12 protein-coding genes are annotated in these 17625 nt (G+C 70.4%); 5 read left to right on the top strand and 7 right to left on the bottom strand.

All coding sequences use genetic code 11. The features are described from left to right. Positions 1-43: 43 nt before the first annotated feature. The 4 genes from AB0C26_RS00135 to AB0C26_RS00150 all read left to right on the top strand — a co-directional run bounded on the left by AB0C26_RS00135 (position 44) and on the right by AB0C26_RS00150 (position 5711). Positions 44-1444 carry an MFS transporter gene (locus AB0C26_RS00135; protein ID WP_360238996.1) on the top strand — a complete coding sequence of 467 codons (1401 nt, stop codon included), beginning with the start codon at positions 44-46 and terminating at the stop codon, positions 1442-1444. A gap of 124 nt (positions 1445-1568) precedes the next feature. Further along, positions 1569-3464, top strand: a complete 1896-nt coding sequence (locus tag AB0C26_RS00140) for a translation factor GTPase family protein (protein WP_360238999.1) — start codon at positions 1569-1571, stop codon at positions 3462-3464. Between the two features lie 39 nt (positions 3465-3503). Continuing rightward, positions 3504-4097, top strand: coding sequence for a TetR/AcrR family transcriptional regulator (locus tag AB0C26_RS00145; RefSeq protein WP_360239002.1), 594 nt, complete (start codon positions 3504-3506; stop codon positions 4095-4097). A 117-nt stretch (positions 4098-4214) separates the two neighbouring features. Next, entirely contained in the window at positions 4215-5711 is a 1497-nt protein-coding gene (locus AB0C26_RS00150) for an MFS transporter (protein WP_360239005.1), read from the top strand. 250 nt (positions 5712-5961) lie between these two features. On the opposite strand, the gene AB0C26_RS00155 is transcribed toward AB0C26_RS00150, so the two are convergent. The 6 genes from AB0C26_RS00155 to AB0C26_RS00180 all read right to left on the bottom strand — a co-directional run bounded on the left by AB0C26_RS00155 (position 5962) and on the right by AB0C26_RS00180 (position 11288). Next, positions 5962-7809 carry a RecQ family ATP-dependent DNA helicase gene (locus AB0C26_RS00155; RefSeq protein ID WP_360239008.1) on the bottom strand — a complete coding sequence of 616 codons (1848 nt, stop codon included), beginning with the start codon at positions 7807-7809 and terminating at the stop codon, positions 5962-5964. Positions 7810-7883: 74 nt separating this feature from the next. Then, positions 7884-8861: a permease prefix domain 1-containing protein gene (locus AB0C26_RS00160; RefSeq protein ID WP_360239011.1), complete on the bottom strand. Its 978-nt coding sequence runs from the start codon at positions 8859-8861 to the stop codon at positions 7884-7886. Further along, positions 8858-9208 carry a PadR family transcriptional regulator gene (locus tag AB0C26_RS00165; protein WP_360239014.1) on the bottom strand — a complete coding sequence of 117 codons (351 nt, stop codon included), beginning with the start codon at positions 9206-9208 and terminating at the stop codon, positions 8858-8860. The genes AB0C26_RS00160 and AB0C26_RS00165 overlap by 4 nt, the downstream gene beginning before the upstream one ends. 112 nt (positions 9209-9320) lie before the next feature. Then, entirely contained in the window at positions 9321-9734 is a 414-nt protein-coding gene (locus tag AB0C26_RS00170) for a CBS domain-containing protein (protein WP_360239017.1), read from the bottom strand. Between the two features lie 41 nt (positions 9735-9775). Continuing rightward, positions 9776-10588 carry an NAD(P)H-hydrate dehydratase gene (locus AB0C26_RS00175; protein WP_360239020.1) on the bottom strand — a complete coding sequence of 271 codons (813 nt, stop codon included), beginning with the start codon at positions 10586-10588 and terminating at the stop codon, positions 9776-9778. After that, positions 10563-11288, bottom strand: coding sequence for a histidine phosphatase family protein (locus AB0C26_RS00180; RefSeq protein WP_360239023.1), 726 nt, complete (start codon positions 11286-11288; stop codon positions 10563-10565). The genes AB0C26_RS00175 and AB0C26_RS00180 overlap by 26 nt, the downstream gene beginning before the upstream one ends. A gap of 116 nt (positions 11289-11404) precedes the next feature. On the opposite strand from AB0C26_RS00180, the gene AB0C26_RS00185 reads away from it, so the two are divergent. Beyond that, positions 11405-12337, top strand: a complete 933-nt coding sequence (locus AB0C26_RS00185) for a sulfite exporter TauE/SafE family protein (RefSeq protein WP_360239026.1) — start codon at positions 11405-11407, stop codon at positions 12335-12337. Here the strand turns inward: AB0C26_RS00185 and pulA are convergent. Next, positions 12294-17624, bottom strand: a complete 5331-nt coding sequence (gene pulA / locus AB0C26_RS00190) for a pullulanase-type alpha-1,6-glucosidase (protein ID WP_360239029.1) — start codon at positions 17622-17624, stop codon at positions 12294-12296. The genes AB0C26_RS00185 and pulA overlap by 44 nt on opposite strands. Position 17625 lies beyond the last annotated feature (1 nt).

The raw sequence follows: 17625 nt of genomic DNA on the forward strand, positions 1-17625 counted from the left end.
GCCCGAGTGTGCGCCGGGCCACGGCGAGGGGTAGACGATCAGGGTGGTTAACAACGTTGGACTGAGGTCCGAGCGCGGGCCCGTCCTCGGCGCCGTCATGCTCTCCACCGCGCTGATCGCGATCGACTCGACGATTCTCGCGACCGCGGTGCCCTCGATCGTCGACGACATCGGCGGCTTCACCGAGTTCCCCTGGCTGTTCACGGTCTACCTGCTGGCCCAGGCCGTCTCGGTGCCCATCTACGGCAAGCTCAACGACCTGTTCGGCCGCAAGCCGGTGATCCTCTGGGGCATCGGGCTGTTCCTGGTCGGCTCCATCCTGTGCGGCCTGGCCTGGGGCATGCTCCCGCTGATCGTCTTCCGGATCGTGCAGGGCCTGGGCGCGGGCGCCATCGCGCCGACGACCATCACGATCGTGGGCGACCTCTACTCCGTACAGGAAAGAGCGAAGGTCCAGGGTTATGTGGCCAGCGTGTGGGGCGTGGCGTCGGTCGTGGGCCCGACCCTGGGCGGCGTGTTCAGCGAGTGGGTCGACTGGCGGTGGATCTTCTGGGTGAACATCCCGCTCTGCCTGGCCGCGGGCGCGGTGATGTTCCGCCGCTTCCACGAGCGGGTCGAACGCGGCCACCCGGTGATCGACTATCGCGGGGCGGCCCTGCTGACCGCGGGCCTCACGCTGCTGGTGCTGGGCGTGCTCGAGGGCGGGCAGGCCTGGGCCTGGGACTCGACGACGAGCTTCGCGGTGCTCGGGCTCGGCGTCATCCTTCTGGTGATCTTCGGGTTCGTCGAGCGTACGGCTAACGCCCCCATCCTGCCGCTGTGGGTGTTCCGCCGGCGGCTGCTGGTCACGAGCGGCCAACTCGCGGTCGGTGTCGGGGCGATCCTGCTGGGGCTTTCGTCGTACGTCCCCACGTACGCCCAGGACGTGCTGGGCACCGGCCCGCTGGTGGCCGGGTTCGCGCTGGCCGCCCTGACCCTGGGCTGGCCGATCTCGGCCAGCCAGGCCGGCCGGGTCTACCTGCGCCTGGGATTCCGGATGTGCGCGCTGATCGGCACGACGCTGGTGCTGATCGGCTCGGCCCTGCTGTTGCTGCTGGACGAGACCTCGTCGATCTGGGCGGTCGGCGCGTACTGCCTGGTCATCGGCCTGGGCATGGGCCTGACGGCGGCGCCGACGCTGATCGCGGCCCAGTCGTCGGTCGGCTGGTCGGAACGCGGCGTGGTGACGGCGAACAACATCTTCCTGCGCTCGCTGGGCAGCGCCCTGGGCGCGGCGGTGTTCGGCGCGCTGGCCAACGCGGTCATCGGCTCGGGCGACGTGGTCGACCCGGCGAAGCTGACCGAGGCGGTGCACCGCATCTTCATCGGCATGGTGCTGGTCGCGATCGTGATGGTGGGGCTGGCGGCGATGATCCCGCGGGCGGCCGACGAGGCCACTAAATAGGAAGCGCCCGGCTTTCGCGGGCGCTACGGTGCCGGGGTCAGGTCTTGTTCTTGAGGAGGAGAGATGCGCGGTTTCCGGTCCCACCCGAAGCCCACCGTCGCCGCCTCGAAGGACCTGACTCCGCGTGCCCTTTCTCAACCTGGGCGTCGTCGCGCACGTCGACGCCGGTAAGACCAGCCTGACCGAACGCCTGCTCCACGAGGGCGGGGTGACCGACCACATCGGCAGCGTCGACGCGGGCGACACCCAGACCGATTCGCTCGACCTCGAACGCCGCCGCGGCATCACCATCAAGACGGCGGTGGCGTCGTTCCCGGTGGGCCAGGTGACGGTCAACCTCATCGACACTCCCGGCCACCCGGACTTCATCGCCGAGGTGGAACGGGCCCTGCGCATCCTCGACGGGGCCGTGCTGGTGGTGTCGGCGGTCGAGGGTGTACAGGCGCAGACCCGCATCCTGATGCGCACCCTGCGCCGCCTCGGCATCCCCACCCTGATCTTCGTCAACAAGATCGACCGCCCCGGCGCCCGCGAACAGTCCCTCCTGCGCGAGTTGGCAGCCCGCCTGACCCCGAACATCCTCCCCACCGCCACGGTCCTCGACGCGGGCACCGCCAACGCCACGATCCGCCTGCTCGGCGCGGCCCCGGCGGACGCGGACTTCATCGCTCGACTGGTCGATGTTTCGGGCGATCCCGTCCTGCTTTCGGACTGGGCGCGGGACGAACGGTCCGTGCCGTACGACCGCTTGCGGGACGTTCTGACCGCCCGGACCCGCGCGGGGCTCCTGCATCCGGTCTTCTTCGGGTCGGCGGTGACCGGTGCCGGCGTCGGCGAGCTGATGGCCGCCCTGCCGACCCTGCTGCCCACGACGCCCGGCCGCGCGGACGGGCCCCTGAGCGGGACGGTCTTCAAAGTCGACCGGGACGACCACGGGCGGCGGGTCGCCTACGTCCGCATGTTCTCCGGTGCTGTCCACGTCCGTGATCGGGTGCCGGCTGTGGTCACCGCGATCGAGGCGATCGAGGGTGGCGGCGGTGTACGGCGGCCCGCTCTGGTGGCGGGGCAGATCGGGAAGGTGCACGGGCTTCGGGAAGCGCGGATCGGGGACACCCTGGGGGCCGGGACGGTGGGTGGGCAGATCTTCGCGCCGCCGACCCTGGAATCCGTGGTGCGGCCCCGGGATCCGGCCGAGGGGCGGCGGCTGCACGCGGCACTGAGCGAACTGGCGGGGCAGGATCCGCTGATCGATCTGCGGCAGGACGGCGCCGAGCTCTCCGTGTCGCTCTACGGCGAGGTGCAGAAGGAGGTCATCGGGGCCACGCTCGCCGAGGCGTACGGCATCGAAGTGGTCTTTGCCGAGACCCGGACGATCCACGTCGAGCGGCCGGCCGGAACCGGGTGTGCCGGCCGGACGCTCGGGAAGGACGGCAACCCGACGCTGGCGACGCTCGACCTGCGGGTCGAGCCGGGCACGGGCGTGACCTTCGCGCTTCAGGTGCCGGTGGAGCAGGTGCCGATCCACGTGTTCAAGGCGGTCGAGCTGTTTCGGGAGTCGCTCACGGCGTACGTCAATGAGGCCTTGACCTTCGGTCTTTTCGGCTGGCGGGTGACTGATGTGCACGTGACGGCGACGCGGACGGGGTTCGTCTCGCCGGCGACGCGGGCCGCCGATTTTCGCAAGCTGGTGCCGATCGTGCTGCGGGAGGCGCTGGAGCGGGCCGGGACCGTGGTGTGCGAGCCGATCTCCCGCTTTCGGCTCGAAGTGCCCGAATCCACGCTGGGTGCGGTGCTGGCCGCCCTCGGGAAGTTCGGCGCGGTTCCCGAGAGCTCCACAGCGGCGCTGGTCGAGGGGCTGGTGCCGGCGGCGCGGGTCCGGGCACTGGAGCAGGCGATTCCTGGTCTCACGCACGGCGAGGGCGTGCTGGAGACGACCTTCGAGCGGTACGACCCTCGGCCCCGTACGTCGGCTGCGTCACAATCGCCTTCGGAGATCGCGTCGTTTGAGCGGGAGGCGTAGTGTACGAAACAGTTTCGTTTCGCAGAGGGGGTGACCGCCGTGGCTGACCAGGCTGCGCGCACCCGCAAACTCGACCAGGAACGGGAGCAGGCGATCCTGCGCGCGACCTACGAGTTGCTCGGCGAGACGGGCTATCAAGGGCTTCGGGTGGACGCGGTGGCCGCCCGGGCCCAGGCGAGCAAGGCCACCCTCTATCGTCACTGGCCCACCAAGGCGGAGCTGGTGGCGGACGCCGTACGGGTGTGCAAGGCCGTCGACAAGCCGCTTCCCGACACCGGGACGCTGCGCGGCGACCTGACAGCCTGGTTCTGCGACATGGCCACCATGATCGGCAGCGACCAGGGGCCGATCCTCGCCGGCCTGTTCATGGCCCTGCACACCGAGCCCGAGCTCGCCATGCAGCTGCGCCAGATGCAGGAGTCCAAACTGCCGCTCGCGGAATCCATCTGCGAGCGGGCCGTGGCCCGGGGCGAACTCCGGCCCGGTTACGACGCCCGGCTGATCGAGGAGATCGTGCCGGCCATGGTCTTCATGCGGCGGTTCGCGCTGGGCGAGCCGCTCGACCAGGCCTTCATCGACCACCTCGTCGACGACATCGTCCTGCCCTTGCTCACCCGGGAGCCGCGCTCCTAACCCTTCACCCCTACTTCCTCCCACCCTTCAGCTTGCGGCCCGGCCGCCGGCTCGACCTTCCACGCCCTCGCCTTCCGCCCTGGGTGGATCTCCGCGTGCCCTGAAAGGGGACCCCTCATGTCCATCACGACCTCTGACGCTCACCGTACGCCGGATATATCGCCTAAATCACGATCGCGATGGCTGGCGCTGGCCGTGATCGCGGTGGCGCAGCTCCTCATCGTGCTCGACGCCACGATCGTCAACATCGCCCTGCCGACAGCCCAGAAGGCACTGCACATCAGCGACGCCGACCGGCAGTGGATGATCACGGCGTACACCCTGGCCTTCGGCGGTCTTCTGCTGCTGGGCGGGCGCATCGCCGACTTCACCGGCCGCAAACGGGCGTTCATCATCGGCCTGCTCGGCTTCGCCGCCGCCTCCGCCCTCGGCGGCCTGGCCACCAACGCGTTCATGCTCTTCTCGGCCCGCGCGCTGCAGGGCGCCTTCGGAGCGTTGATGGCCCCGGCCGCGTTGTCGCTGCTCACGGTCACCTTCACGGAGCCGCGTGAGCGGGCCCGCGCCTTCGGCGTCTACGGCGCCATCGCCGGCGGCGGCGGCGCGGTCGGCCTGCTGATGGGCGGTTTGCTGACCGAGTACGCCTCCTGGCGCTGGACCCTGCTCGTCAGCACCCCGATCGCCATCATCGCCGCGCTGGCCGCCGCCCGTTTCGTCGGCGAGAGCCGCGCCGAAGGCAACACCCACTACGACCTGCCCGGCGCGCTGACGTCCACGGCCGGCCTGGTGGCTTTGGTGTACGGGTTCACGAAGGCCAGCGAGGACGGCTGGGACTCACCCACGACGATCGGCTTCCTGGTCGCGGCCGTGCTGCTGCTGGTTGCTTTCGTCGTCATCGAACTGCGCTCGTCGCACCCGCTGCTGCCGATGCGCGTGATCCTCGACCGCAACCGGGGCGGCTCGTTCCTGGCGGCGCTGCTGATCGGCTCGGGCCTGTTCGGCGTCTTCCTGTTCCTGACGTTCTACCTGCAGATCACGCTGGGCTATTCGGCGCTGATGACCGGCGTGGCGTTCCTGCCGTTCACGCTGGGCATCATCCTGGGCGCCGGCGTGTCGGCCCAGCTGCAGACCCGCGTCGGCCCGCGCCTGCTGATGTTCGGCGGCCTGCTGATGTCGACGATCGGCATGGTGATGCTGACCCGCATCGGCGTCGACACGGGCTTCTGGACCCACGTCTTCCCCGCCGAGCTGGTCATCAGCTTCGGCATGGGCGTCACCTTCGGCCCCATGTCGAACACGGCCCTGGTCGGAGTGGCCGACCACGACGCCGGCGTGGCCAGCGCCCTGATCAACACCACCCAGCAGATCGGCGGTTCCCTGGGCACGGCCCTGCTGAACACCATCTTCACCTCAGCGGTGGCGGCCTACATCGTCGACCGCCAGGCAACAGCCTCCGACCCGGCATCCTTGACGGCCGCGGCAACGGTCCACAGTTACACGGTCGCGTTCTGGTGGAGCGCCGCCCTGATCGGCTTGGCCGCCATCATCGCCCTGGTCCTGGTCAAAGCCGGCCGCGAGGAGGCCAACGCCAACGCAGGAACCGCAGTCATGGTCTAACCCTCCCCCACCGGAACCGTCCGCACTCAAAGCCGTCCGCGGCCCGCTCCTCCAGCGGGCCGCGGACGCGCTTCATCCAGCGCCGGCGACCCATCGCGCAGCGCCATAACGATCAGTTAGCGGCACTAACACTCACCCCCGAGTCAGCCGCCCTCACCGGACCTCGTTGGCGGAATCGTCAGCCTCACTAACGCTCGCGCTCATGCCGACCCACTCGCCGCGCCGGACGATCAGTTAGTCCCACTAACGGTCACTCCAGGGTCAGTAGACCGTTGGTCAGAGCCGCTGCGACGAGGTGGCGATAGCCGACTGAGTCGAAGGCGACCACCAGCTCGTGATCGTCCTGGCTGAGCAGGGTGCCCGGTCCCCACAATCGGTGACGGACACGCTTCGCCTGGGTCTGGTAGGCGCGCCCGGCGCTCTGGTCGTCGCGAGACTGGGCGGCGGAATCGTCCACGCGGGAGAGGGCGGCGGGATCGTCCACGCGGGAGAGGGACGCAGGCTCGTCCACGGGGGAAGAGGAGGCCGAGTCGTGCGCGCCGGAAGAAGAAGCCGAATCGGTGGCCCGCGAAGAGGAAGCCGAATCGGCTCCGCGCGAAGAGGGGGGCGGATTGGTGGCGGGGGTATAGGCGGCGCGGGCTGGTGGGATGGGGGCGGCCGGGGTGGTGGGGTGCTTGTCGTTGTCGCACGAGCCGCAAGGTGGGGTGTAGTGCTCGCCGAAGTAGGCCAGTAGGTCGGCTCGGCGGCAATGGGTGGTTTCGGCGTAACCTCGGGCGGACTCTATGCGGGAGCGCAGGATGGCCTGGCGGCGGTTGCCGGCGGCCGTCACCTGGCGGAAGGCGTCGCCCATGGGGGCGGGCAGGATGGCGTTGTTGCCGTCGGGGTGGACCAGGCCCAAGTCCAGCAGCTCGTCGACCACGCGTTCGGCGGCGGAGCGGCCCACCTGCGCCGACTCGGCCAGGTCCTTCACCGTTGTTCGGCCCTGGGCGGCCTCGATGGCGTCTATCACCGCGTGGACCGTGGCGGCGCCCATGCGGGAGCGGGCGGCCAGCAGGCGGGGGATCCGTACCGTGCGGGGGTCGTAGACCAGCACCGCTGTGGCCGGGTGGCCGTCGCGGCCGGCTCGGCCGATCTCCTGGTAGTACTCGTCCAGGCTGCCGGGGACGCCGGCGTGGACCACCGTGCGTACGTCTGGCTTGTCGATGCCCATGCCGAAGGCGCTTGTGGCCACCACGACGTCCAGCCGGCCGGCGAAGAAGGCGTCCTGGATTTCGCTGCGGCGGGCCGCGGGCAGGCCCGCATGGTAGGGCTCGGCCCGGTAGGCGTCGAGGCGCAGCCTTTCCGCGAGGCTTTCGCAGCGGGCGTGGCTGAGCGCGTAGACCAGGGCCGGGCCCTCATGGGCGAGGACCACTTCCACCGTACGGTCGTCGACCGCCTGCGCCTCGGGCCGGTCGCGCCGGGTGCGCCGCACCGCGAGGGAGATGTTCGGGCGGTCGAAGTCGGCCACGATGACCTGGGGGTCGCGCATCCGCAGCTGCCGCGTGATGTCGGCCTGCACGGGTGGCGCCGCGGTGGCGGTCAACGCCAGCACCGGTGGCCGGCCGGCCGCCTCGACGACGTCGGCCAGGCGCAGGTATTCGGGCCGGAAGTCGTGGCCCCACTCGCTGACCAGGTGGGCCTCGTCGACGGCGACCAGGGTGATGGGGCGCGGGCTGCCGGTGATGGCCGCCATCGTCTCCGCGTTGGCCAGCTGTTCGGGGCCGAGCATGACGAAGTCGACCCGTCCGCCGGCCAGTTCGGCCAGGGCGTCCGCCCGGTCGGCGTGATGCTGGGAGGAGTTGAGCATCACCGCCCGTACGGAATCCCGGGCCGTCATCGACCTCAACTGGTCCCGTTGCAGCGCGATCAGCGGCGAGACGACCACCGTGAGGCCGCCCAGGGCGAGCCCGCCGACCTGGTAGATCGCGCTCTTGCCGCTGCCGGTGGGCAGGACGGCCAGGGTGTCGCCGTGCCCGGTCAGCGCTTCCAGGGCGCGCCGCTGCGCCGGGCGCAGGGTGACGCCGAGCACGTCAGCGGCGATTCGATCAAGCTTGTCCATCCCGCCGGATGCTACCCGCGCCGGACGCGTGGAAAGGGCGCCCCTCGGACGAGGAGCGCCCTTTCCTGGCGGTGTCAGCCGAACTTGTAGGTGTTTCCGGAGCCGGGGACCTTTGTGGGCAGGCCCCGGCGAGCCCGCTCGCCCCGGATCGTGGGCTCGATGATGTCCCAGAGGGTGCCGGCGATGGTGGTGACGATGGCGGCGGGGGTGATCCAGTCGAGCAGGTCGGTGTTGTTGTCGGTGATCCAGTCGAAGGCGGGGTTGAAGAAGTTGCCGGACGCCAGCATCCCGACCAGGACGGCGCCGAGAGCCAGGGCCAGCACGGCGTTGACGATCAGGACCGGGCGGGTCCAGCCCTGGTGGTACAGCCAGGACGCCCAGATCGCCTTCAGGGCGATCAGCACGATGACCAGGGGCCACCAGAACGACCAGCCGGCGGGGTCGAGGACGGGCACGTCGGTGAAGGTGAAGCGCTGCAGGACGATGGCGGCGATCAGCAGGACCGGCCACACGATGTAGGTGACGAGTTGACCGACGCTGACCGCGCCCGACTCGTACTTGGGAAGGTCCTTGAGGGTCCAGGGAGCGCCGCGCAGGTCCTCGCGGCCCAGGCCGGTGCGTTCGATGACGGCGAACGTGGCGGTGGTCCAGAAGGCCAGGTGGACGGCGACCGTGAGGGCCGTGCCGATCGCGTTGCCGATGATGGCGCCGACGTCGGGGTTGTCGTCGAAGACGCGGCCGATGCTGGTGGCCACGACCACGATCGGCAGGACCGTGGAGAAGAGCATGAGCATGAAGCGGCGCCAGACGCCGTACAGCTCCGGGCCTATCAGGAAGTTGCGTCTGTCGGCGTAGCTGTCGGCGAGTTTGTCGGGATCGCCCAGTTCGAGCAGCGTGCTCTCCACCGCCGCGTCGCGCGGCTCGCCGGACTCGACGCGGGCGTCGACCGCGTCGTCGATGGAGGCGCGTAGCTCGCGGTCGATGTCGGCGCGCTGCTGCTCGGGGATGCGGCGGAGGGCGGTGTACACGTAGCGGTCGACGAGGCTGGTCATTTGTCGCTCCCGGGGTGGGTGAAGGAGAGGTCGTTGATGGCGCGGTCGATGCGGGTCCACTCGCCGCGCAGCGTCTCGGCGACGGCGTCGCCCTGGCCGGTGGTCCGGTAGAACTTGCGCGGGCGGGCCTCGTCGGTGTTCCACTCGCTGACCAGCAGGCCCTGGGACTCGAGCCGGCGCAGCAGCGGGTAGAGCGTGTTGGCCTCGACGTCGAAACCGGCCTCACTGAGCGTCTCCAGCAGCGAGTAGCCGTACCCCGGCGTGCGCAGAGCGATGAGGCTGGCGACGACGACCGTTCCCCGGCGCAGCTCCTGTAGGTGGCTGGCTAGTGTCACGTCCGTTGTCATGTGACTCACGATAGTGTGCGACACACACTATGGCAACCCATTACACCGAAGTGCTTTGCACATCGAAGCGCCCCGCGCGGCACGAGGCCGGCGGGGCGCGGTTTCCGGAGAGCTATTCGCTGATGGCGTCGATCAGGTCACCCACCGGGCGGTCCGGGAGGGCGCGGGCCACGTCGGCCACCGCGACGATGCCGATCAGCTGGTGGCCGTCGATGACGGGCAGACGGCGGACCTTGTGCTGGGACATCGTGCGCAGGATGGCGGCCGTGTCGTCGTCGGCGCCGATCGTGACCGGCTTGCCCGCACCGAGCTCGCCGGCCGTCACCTCACCCGGGTTGCGCCCCTTGGCCAGGGCCTTCACCACGATGTCCCGGTCGGTGACCATGCCCTTGAGGCGGTTGTCCTCGCCGCAGATGGGCAGCGAGCCGACGCCCAGATCGGCCATCTTCCGGGCGGCGTCCGCGAGCGTCTCCCTCTCCCCCACGCAGGTGACGTCGGGAGTCATGATTTCGCGAGCGGTGGTCATGAGTGGTTCCTCCCTTTCTGTTGAAGAAGGGGGTACCCGTATCAAAGAGTCGCAATCGTGTGGGCCACCTCGTCGACGAGCTCGCGCGCCAGGAAGCCCGTACGGCCGTGGCGCGGCGTCAGGCGCTGGCCGCTCACCGCGTGCACGTACGCGGCCCAGCACGCGGCCTGCGCCGGGTCGGCGCCCCGGGCCAGCAGGCCGGCCACGATCCCGGCACGCGCGTCGCCGCTGCCGGACGTTCCCAGGCCGACGTCGCCGCTCTCCTCGACCCAGCGCCGGCCGTCGGGGGCCGCGATGTGACCGAACAGCGAGACCACCGCGCCGTACTTCCCGGCCAGCTCGACGGCGGCGGCGCCCGGGTCGTCGCCGGGCGAGTGGCCCAGCAGGTGCTCGGCCTCCACCATGTTCGGCGTCAGCACCGCCCGTTCCGGGGCCGGCAGCAGGCTCGCGTCCTTGCTGAGCGCGCCCAGGGCGTACGCGTCGAGCACCACCGCCGTCTCCGGCCCGGCCTTGCCCAGCACCTCGCGCATCAGGTTGGTGGTCTCGTCGATGTCGTCGAGACCCGGCCCGAGCGCGATCACGTCGGCCCCGGCGGCCAGGTCGGCGCCGGGCAGGCCGACCACCTTCGCCTCGGGCACCGCGATGCTCAGCGCGATGGTCGTCTCCTCGGCCACCGCCAGCTGCAGGCGGCCGGCGCCGGCGCGCAGCGCGGCCACCCCGGCCAGCAGGACGGCGCCGGGGGTGAACTTGGAGCCGCCCACCACCAGAACCGTGCCGCGGGACTCCTTGCCGCCCTCCGGATCGGGCAGCGGCCACTCGCGCAGGACCTTAGGGGTGATGACTTGCTGAGGCATTGACGTCCTCCTGCCTGGTCGGCTGCGTACCCTCGCGGTGCAGGTGGTCGACGGCGTTGAACGCCTCCGGCACGAGCAGGTCGCCCTCGCGGCGCCAGCTGCTGATCGAGCAGTTCGCGATGGTGGTGCGGTGCGCGATCGCCATCAGCTCGGCCTCGTCCAGCCGCTCGGCCAGATAGCGGACCAGCAGCACGGTGGCCTCGTGCGCGAAAAGCACGACCCGGCCCTCCGGATAGTCCTCGCGAACCTCCCGGAGCAGCGCCCGCAGCCGCAGCAGCACGTCGGCCCACGACTCGCCGCCCGGCGGCCGGTAGTAGAACTTGCCCAACCGGCTGCGCCGGCGCGCCTCGTCGGGCAGCCGGGCCTGCACGCCACGACCGGTGAGCAGGTCGAGAACGCCCAGCTCACGGTCGCGCAGCCGCTCGTCGACGATCAACGGCACACCCCGGTCGCCCAGGGCCAGCCGGGCGGTCTGGCGGGTGCGGAGGTACGGCGAGACGACCGCCACGTCCGGCGCCTGGCGGCCCAGGTGTTCGCCGACCGCCTCGGCCTGCTCACGCCCGAGGTCCGACAGCGGAACGTCGGCGTCCCGTTCGGGGATCTCGATGACCTCGGCGCCGCCCTCCTCGGCGGCCTGCGCGGTGACGTTGCCGGTGCTCTGCCCGTGCCGGACCACGGCGAGCCACTGGAGCTCCTCCATGCCGACGCCATACCCCAGCGCCGGATCCGTAACCCCACTGCCACGCACGGGCGGAAACTCGACAAAATCCACCGTCTTAGTAGACAAGGCAGGGGATCGTCTCGCAGGATCGTCCGATGGACCTCACGCTAGCGCTGGCCGGGCTGGGCGTCGGTGTCGTCGTCGGGCTCACCGGGATGGGCGGCGGGGCGCTGATGACGCCGATTCTCGTGCTCGTCTTCGGGGTGCCTCCGGTGGCGGCCGTGTCCAGCGACCTGGCGGCCAGTGCGGTCATGAAGCCGTTCGGCGGGGCGATGCACGCCCGCCGGGGGACCGTGAACTGGGCTCTCGTGCGGTGGCTGTGCGTGGGCAGTGTGCCGGCGGCGTTCCTCGGGGTGCTGCTGCTGCGGCTGCTCGGGGACGACGAGACGGTGCAGCGGGCGATCCGGCTCGCGCTCGGTGTGGCCCTGCTGCTCGCGGCGGGCGGGCTGGTGCTCAAGTCGTGGGCGGCCCGCCGGCGCGGGAACCACGACGGGCCGCCGGAGCCGATCGTGGTCCGGCCGCTGCCCACCGCGCTGCTGGGAGCGGCCGGCGGGCTGGTGGTCGGCCTCACGTCGGTCGGGTCGGGTTCGCTGATCATCGTGGCTCTGCTCGCCATGTATCCGAAGCTGCGCGCCAACGACCTCGTCGGCACCGATCTGGTGCAGGCGATCCCGCTCGTGAGCGCGGCCGCGCTGGGCCACGCGCTCTTCGGCGATCTTCAGCTCGACCTGGCCGGGGCCGTGCTGCTCGGCTCGATCCCGGGCGTGCTGATCGGGTCGCGCATCTCGTCGCGGGCCCCGGCCGGGCTGGTGCGCACCGCGCTGGTGGTCGTGCTGCTGGCCAGCGCGCTCAAGCTCTTCGACCTGCCGACCGCGGTGGTCGGCCTCGCCTCGGGCGTCGCCGTGCTGATGGCGATCACCTCCGTGCTGCTCCGCCGGTACGCCCAGGACTCCCCGGGCGTACCGGCTTCGGAGGGTCAGCTCGTCACTTCTGTACGAACACAGCGGTCGTCCGCGCCGGGACGGTGAACGTTCCGGTCGCGGGAGCGAAGCTTGCGGTACGGACGAGCGGGTCGGCCGAGTTGCGCTGCACCGGGTGCGGCGCGACCGTCTTGCCCCGAAGGGCGGGGACGGTCTGAGCGGTTGCCGCCGAGGTGCCGTTGAAGACGACGGTCACCGACTTCCACCGGCGGTCGATACCCCGTCCGTCCAGGGTCATCGTGATGACCCCCGGGGTCTCGGCCGCGCCGGAAAGCGGGAACGACAGTCGCTTCTGCACCTCGGCGGCGGTCGGCAGGCCGAACACCGGCGAGGAGCCGCGAATCGCGAGCAGCTCTTTGTACCGGGCGTCGGCCAGATTGACGGCCTCGCAGGAAGGCACGAGCGCGGCCGAAGCCAACAGGGGCCGCGCGTAATCCCACTTGTCGGCATTGTCAGCGGCGGGTGGCAACCCGCGGCCGAAGCCGTTGCCTTTCGAACAATCCCAGATGATCTCGTTGAACCAGTCACCCGAGTTGAACGAGTTGCGGTCGAGCGACTTCGACCGCAACCGCTCGCTGCCGAGCACGAAGAATCCCACGCCCTGCCCCAGAGCCGTGGTGGACAAGGCCACCGACTGCAGCCGGGCCCGATCGACGGCCGAGGTGGTGGAGGGCAACTTGTAGGCGAGGGCGTCGTACAGCACCTCGTTGTCGTGCGCGTCGACGTAGGTGATCGCCTCGCCGGGTGCCGCCGTGTAGCCGGCCGGCGAGCCGTTGTAGTCGACCTGCGCCCCGGTGACCGTGCTTCCGGACGACGACACGAAGCGATAGGACGCCAGGTTGCCGCTCAGCCCCACCTTGATGAGGTCCTGGTAGTGCGGCAGCCGGGTGGCCGCGTCGGCGTTCACGGCGTCCCCGTTCGGCGCCGACAGCAGCCCCGAGCCGAACCCCTGCACGCGCGGATTGGCGTCGAACGGCCCGCCACCGCGTACGGCGTCGCGAAGCCGGTCGTTGAACGTGCCGATCCCGGTGCCCGCCATGTTCGCCTGGGTCGCCTGCTCGAAGCGCGCGCCGCCCGCCACCTCGCCGAAGTCCCAGCCCTCGCCGTACAGATAGATGTTCTTGCCGTCGACGCCGTCCTTGGCCACCGTCAGCCGGTCGAGGGCGGCCCGCACGGCCAGGATGTTGGCCTTCGGGTGGTGGCCCATCAGGTCGAAACGGAAGCCGTCGACCTTGTACGCCTTGGCCCACGTGACGACCGAGTCGACGATCAGCTTGCCCATCATCGTGTTCTCGGGGGCCGTGTTGGCGCAGCAGGTCGAGTTGGCGACCGTCCCGTCGGCCAGCAGCCGCTGGTAGTAGCCGGGGACGATCTGGTCGAGAACCGAGTTCGGGTCGGTGCCGGCGGCCGAGGTGTGGTTGTAGACGACGTCCATCACGACGCGCAGCCCCGCTTTGTTGACGCCGCCGACCATCTCGCGGAATTCGCGGGTGCGCTGGGCCGGATCGACCGCGTAGCCGCCCTCGGGCACGGTGTAATGCAGCGGGTCGTAGCCCCAGTTGTAGCCGTCGGTCGCGGCCACCGCCGCGACGCACTCCTGTTGCCGCGAAGAGTCCGGGGGCAGCGCGGCCAGGTCGCAGTCCGGCTGCTTCTGGTCGGCCCGGTTCTCGGGAATGGTCGCGAAATCGAAGACCGGCAGCAGATGAAGGTGGGTGACCCCGGCCTTCGCCAGGGACGACAGCTGCTTCATTCCAGCAGATTGAGAAGCGGTGAATGCTCGATATGTTCCACGGGCGGCAATCGGCACCGAGGAGTCGGCGATCGAGAAGTCCCGAACAGAAGCCTCGGCAATCTGGATCTTGGCGGCGGGAACGGCGGCCGGCTTGCGCAGCGACGACCAACCGGCGGGCACGGCCGAAGGGTCGGACAGGTCGACGATCCGGCTCAGCTTGGAGTCGGTCGAGAGGGCGAGGCTGTACGGGTCGGTGACCGCGGCCGTGACGACCTTCTGGGCCGCCGGCTGCCACGCCGTGACGGAGTACTTGTAGTACTTGCCTTTCCACGACGAGGGCCCGCGCACGGACCACACGCCCGTACGGTCGTCGCGCTTCATGGCCACTGTGGACGGCGAGGCGGTCACCGTGTCGTACAGCTGCAACGCGACGTTCTGGGCGGTCGGCGCCCACACCGACAGCGTCGTGCCGACCGGACCCAGCGTGGCCGAGGCGGCGGCCGCGTAGACGTCGTCGAGCACGCCGGCCGTCTGCACGCCCGTGGCCGCGAGCAGTTTGCCGGCCGCGTCCCGCTCGGTGATGGTGACCTGCCCGCGCAGGAGGGCCTTCACGTCGACGCCGGCCGGAAGGCGGAAGGCGTCGTACTGCCACAGGTGCGGGAACTTCGCCCGCTGCGCCTCGGTCAGCCCGTCCCGCCGTACGGTCAGGCGAATCGGCCCGGAGGCCGGGTCCACCAGGTCGTAGACCTTGCCGTCGGTGTCGCCGCCCGGCTTCCAGGCCACCGTGGTCCGGTCGATCCAGACCGCCGACGACTTGGCCGGGTCGACGACTCCCCCGGCGCCGGTCCTCTTCACCACCGGCACGAGCCTCGGCGAGACGCCGGCCAGCAACCAGATCTCGCGGCCGCCGTCGGCGAACGTCAGCGTCTGGTCGTCGGGCAGATCCTTCGTGTCTCCCTTGTGGATGATGTAGTTCAGCGCGGTGGCCCCGGCTGCCAGCGGCACCCGGAAATAGACCCCGAACGCGTCAGTGCCCACGGGCGGGAGCGGCGCCGCCCAGTCGGTCGGGGTGGCGGCCCCGTCCCAGACGTGCAGACCCCAGCCGTCGTAGTTCCCGTCGGCGCGGCGGTAGTGGATGACCGCCGTGTTCTGGTCCTGCGGCGGATCCGGCTGCCCCGTCGCCGCCTGCCGTGTCGGATACACCGTGGCGTCGCCCTGTTTCAGCCACACCTCGGGCGTGGCCGACGGGTCGAGGAACCGGTCCGCGTCGACGTCCTTCGCCCCGTCCTTGCCGACCACGATGAAGCCCATGTTCCTGGCGTTCGGGGTCAACTTCACATAGGCGAAGCGGCCGTACGAGTCCTCGCCCGCGAACGGCTGCCCGGCCGGCCACGTCGTCGTCATCGACGGGTCGACGTCACCGAAGACGTACAGCCCCTGGTCGTCGTAGCCGCCGGCCGGCCGCTGGTAGTGCACGATCGCGTAGTCCGGGCTGGTGGCCACCTCGGGCGTGCCCACCTTCGTCGAGCTCGTCGCCGAGGCGAGCCGCCCCTTGCCGTCGCGCACGACCGCCTTGTACTTCACCGCCGTTCCCCCGGCCAGGCCGGTGAGGTCGTGGTAGACGGTGTAGGGGGCGCGCGCCGCCGTCCCGATCGGCTTCCACGGCCCGTCGCCCACCTGCGCGGCGAACGTGACGGTGGACAGCGGGTCCCCGGTCACCGTCGCGGTCAGCTCGGTGCGGGCCGGCACGGCATCGGGAGTGTTCAGCGAGACGGCCGGCGCGGCCGGCGGCACCGCGATCGGCCGGTCGGCCCGCAGCGCCACCGACGACAGCGCGGGCACGGTGATCGTCAGTCTGCCGTCATCGCCGGCCGCCGTGACCGTGTTCGTGCCATAGACACCGCGGAACGTCTGGCCGGCCGACCAGGTGTCCAGGGTGACGGTCTGCGGGGTGGTCGCGCTGTTGGACGCGACGACGTATTCGTTGCGCTGCCGCTGGTCGACGCGGGAGGCGGCGAAGACGCCGGGACCGTCGGCCGCGTACCGGGTCACCTGGACGCCGTCGCGCAGGGCCGGATGCGCCTTGCGGAGCGCCCCCAGGGCGGCGATCGTCTGGTAGAGCGGGTGCGCGGTGTTGTAGTTGTCCACCGCGTGCGTGCGGCCGGTGCCGATCAGGTCGTCGTCGAGGTAGTCGGCGGTCTTCGAGGCGAACAGGTCCTGCCGGGCGTCCTTGTCGCCGCCCGGGCCGGTGAAGCCCTGCTCGTCACCGGAGTAGACGACCGGCTGCCCCCGGGTCAGGAACATCAGCTCGTGCGCGAGCTGGTCGCGCCGCAGCTTCGCGGCGTCGTCGGCGCCGGTGGCGGCGATGAACGAGCCGATGCGGCCCATGTCGTGGTTGCCGAGGAACGTCGGCAGGCTCGCGGCGGAGGTGTCGCGCGCGGTGTAGAGGTCGTCCTTGGCGTACAGGTCGGAGAGCGCCTTGGCCGAACCGTTGCCGGCCACGAACCCCTGGGCGGCGGCCTGGAAGGAGAAGTCGAGGGTGGCCGGGAGGCCGCCCTGGCGTACGTACGTGGACTCGATCTCCTGGTCGGCGCTGTACACCTCGCCGAACATGAAGAAGTCCTTCTTGCCCGCGGCTTTCTCGATGCCGGCGGCGAACTGGGGCCAGAAGTCGAGGTTCACGTGCTTGACGGTGTCGAGGCGGTAGCCGTCGATGCCGGCGTAGCCGATCCAGTGGGCGTAGATGTCGGTGAGGCCGCGGACGACCTCGGGCCGCTCGGTCCACAGGTCGTCGAGGCCGTAGAAGTCGCCGTACTCGCTGTTCTCACCGGCGAACGTCGAGTTGCCGCGGTTGTGGTACATCGTCGGGTCGTTCAGCCACGACGGCACCTTCACGTTGCGGTCGGCGGGGGCGACGACCGGCGTGTAGGGGAACGACTTCGTGGAGACGCGCGGGAAGCCGTTCCGCGAGTCGGCGTAGTTGCGGTCCTCGAACGGGCGGCCGCGCGAGTCCTCGTACGGGCTGGTGGCCTTGTCTATGTAGTCGTATTTGTTCTCGGCGTACTTGATGACGTCGGCCGTGTGGTTGGTGATGATGTCGAGGTAGACCTTCAGGCCGCGCTGGTGGGCGAGCCGGACCAGCTTCCGCAGCTCCTCGTTGGTGCCGAAGTGCGGGTCGACCTGGGTGAAGTCGGTGATCCAGTAACCGTGGTAGCCGGCCGAGATGTCGCTGCCGCTGCCCTGCACGGGCCGGTTCTTGAAGACCGGGGCCAGCCAGATCGCGGTGGTGCCGAGGCCCTGGATGTAGTCCAGCTTGTCGATGACGCCGGCCAGGTCACCACCGTGGTAGAAGCCCTTGTCGGTGGTGTCCAGGCCGGTCGTGAGCCGGTCGCCGGTCAGGCCGCCCTTGTCGTTGGCGGTGGAGCCGTTGGCGAAGCGGTCGGGCAGCACGAAGTAGTACTGCTCGCCCGGGTTCACCGTGTCGGCGCCCCACCGGGCTATCAGGGAATCGGCGGGAGCGGCCGCCGAAACCGGTGTGGCTATGAGGAAAGGAACGAGAAGCGAGAGTACGGCGGCGAACAGCCCCCGGCGCTTTGAGACCACT

The organism is Actinoplanes sp. NPDC048796, assembly GCF_040650035.1.
Classification (GTDB): Bacteria; Actinomycetota; Actinomycetes; order Mycobacteriales; family Micromonosporaceae; genus Actinoplanes.

Excerpts from the sequence above, each read along its gene's own strand:
- AB0C26_RS00160 (WP_360239011.1), bottom strand. The coding sequence starts at position 8,861 with ATGACCAGCCTCGTCGACCGCTACGTGTACACCGCCCTCCGCCGCATC.
- AB0C26_RS00185 (WP_360239026.1), top strand. The coding sequence starts at position 11,405 with ATGGACCTCACGCTAGCGCTGGCCGGGCTGGGCGTCGGTGTCGTCGTC.
- AB0C26_RS00170 (WP_360239017.1), bottom strand. The coding sequence starts at position 9,734 with ATGACCACCGCTCGCGAAATCATGACTCCCGACGTCACCTGCGTGGGG.
- AB0C26_RS00150 (WP_360239005.1), top strand. The coding sequence starts at position 4,215 with ATGTCCATCACGACCTCTGACGCTCACCGTACGCCGGATATATCGCCT.
- AB0C26_RS00165 (WP_360239014.1), bottom strand. The coding sequence starts at position 9,208 with ATGACAACGGACGTGACACTAGCCAGCCACCTACAGGAGCTGCGCCGG.
- AB0C26_RS00155 (WP_360239008.1), bottom strand. The coding sequence starts at position 7,809 with ATGGACAAGCTTGATCGAATCGCCGCTGACGTGCTCGGCGTCACCCTG.
- AB0C26_RS00175 (WP_360239020.1), bottom strand. The coding sequence starts at position 10,588 with ATGCCTCAGCAAGTCATCACCCCTAAGGTCCTGCGCGAGTGGCCGCTG.
- AB0C26_RS00180 (WP_360239023.1), bottom strand. The coding sequence starts at position 11,288 with ATGGAGGAGCTCCAGTGGCTCGCCGTGGTCCGGCACGGGCAGAGCACC.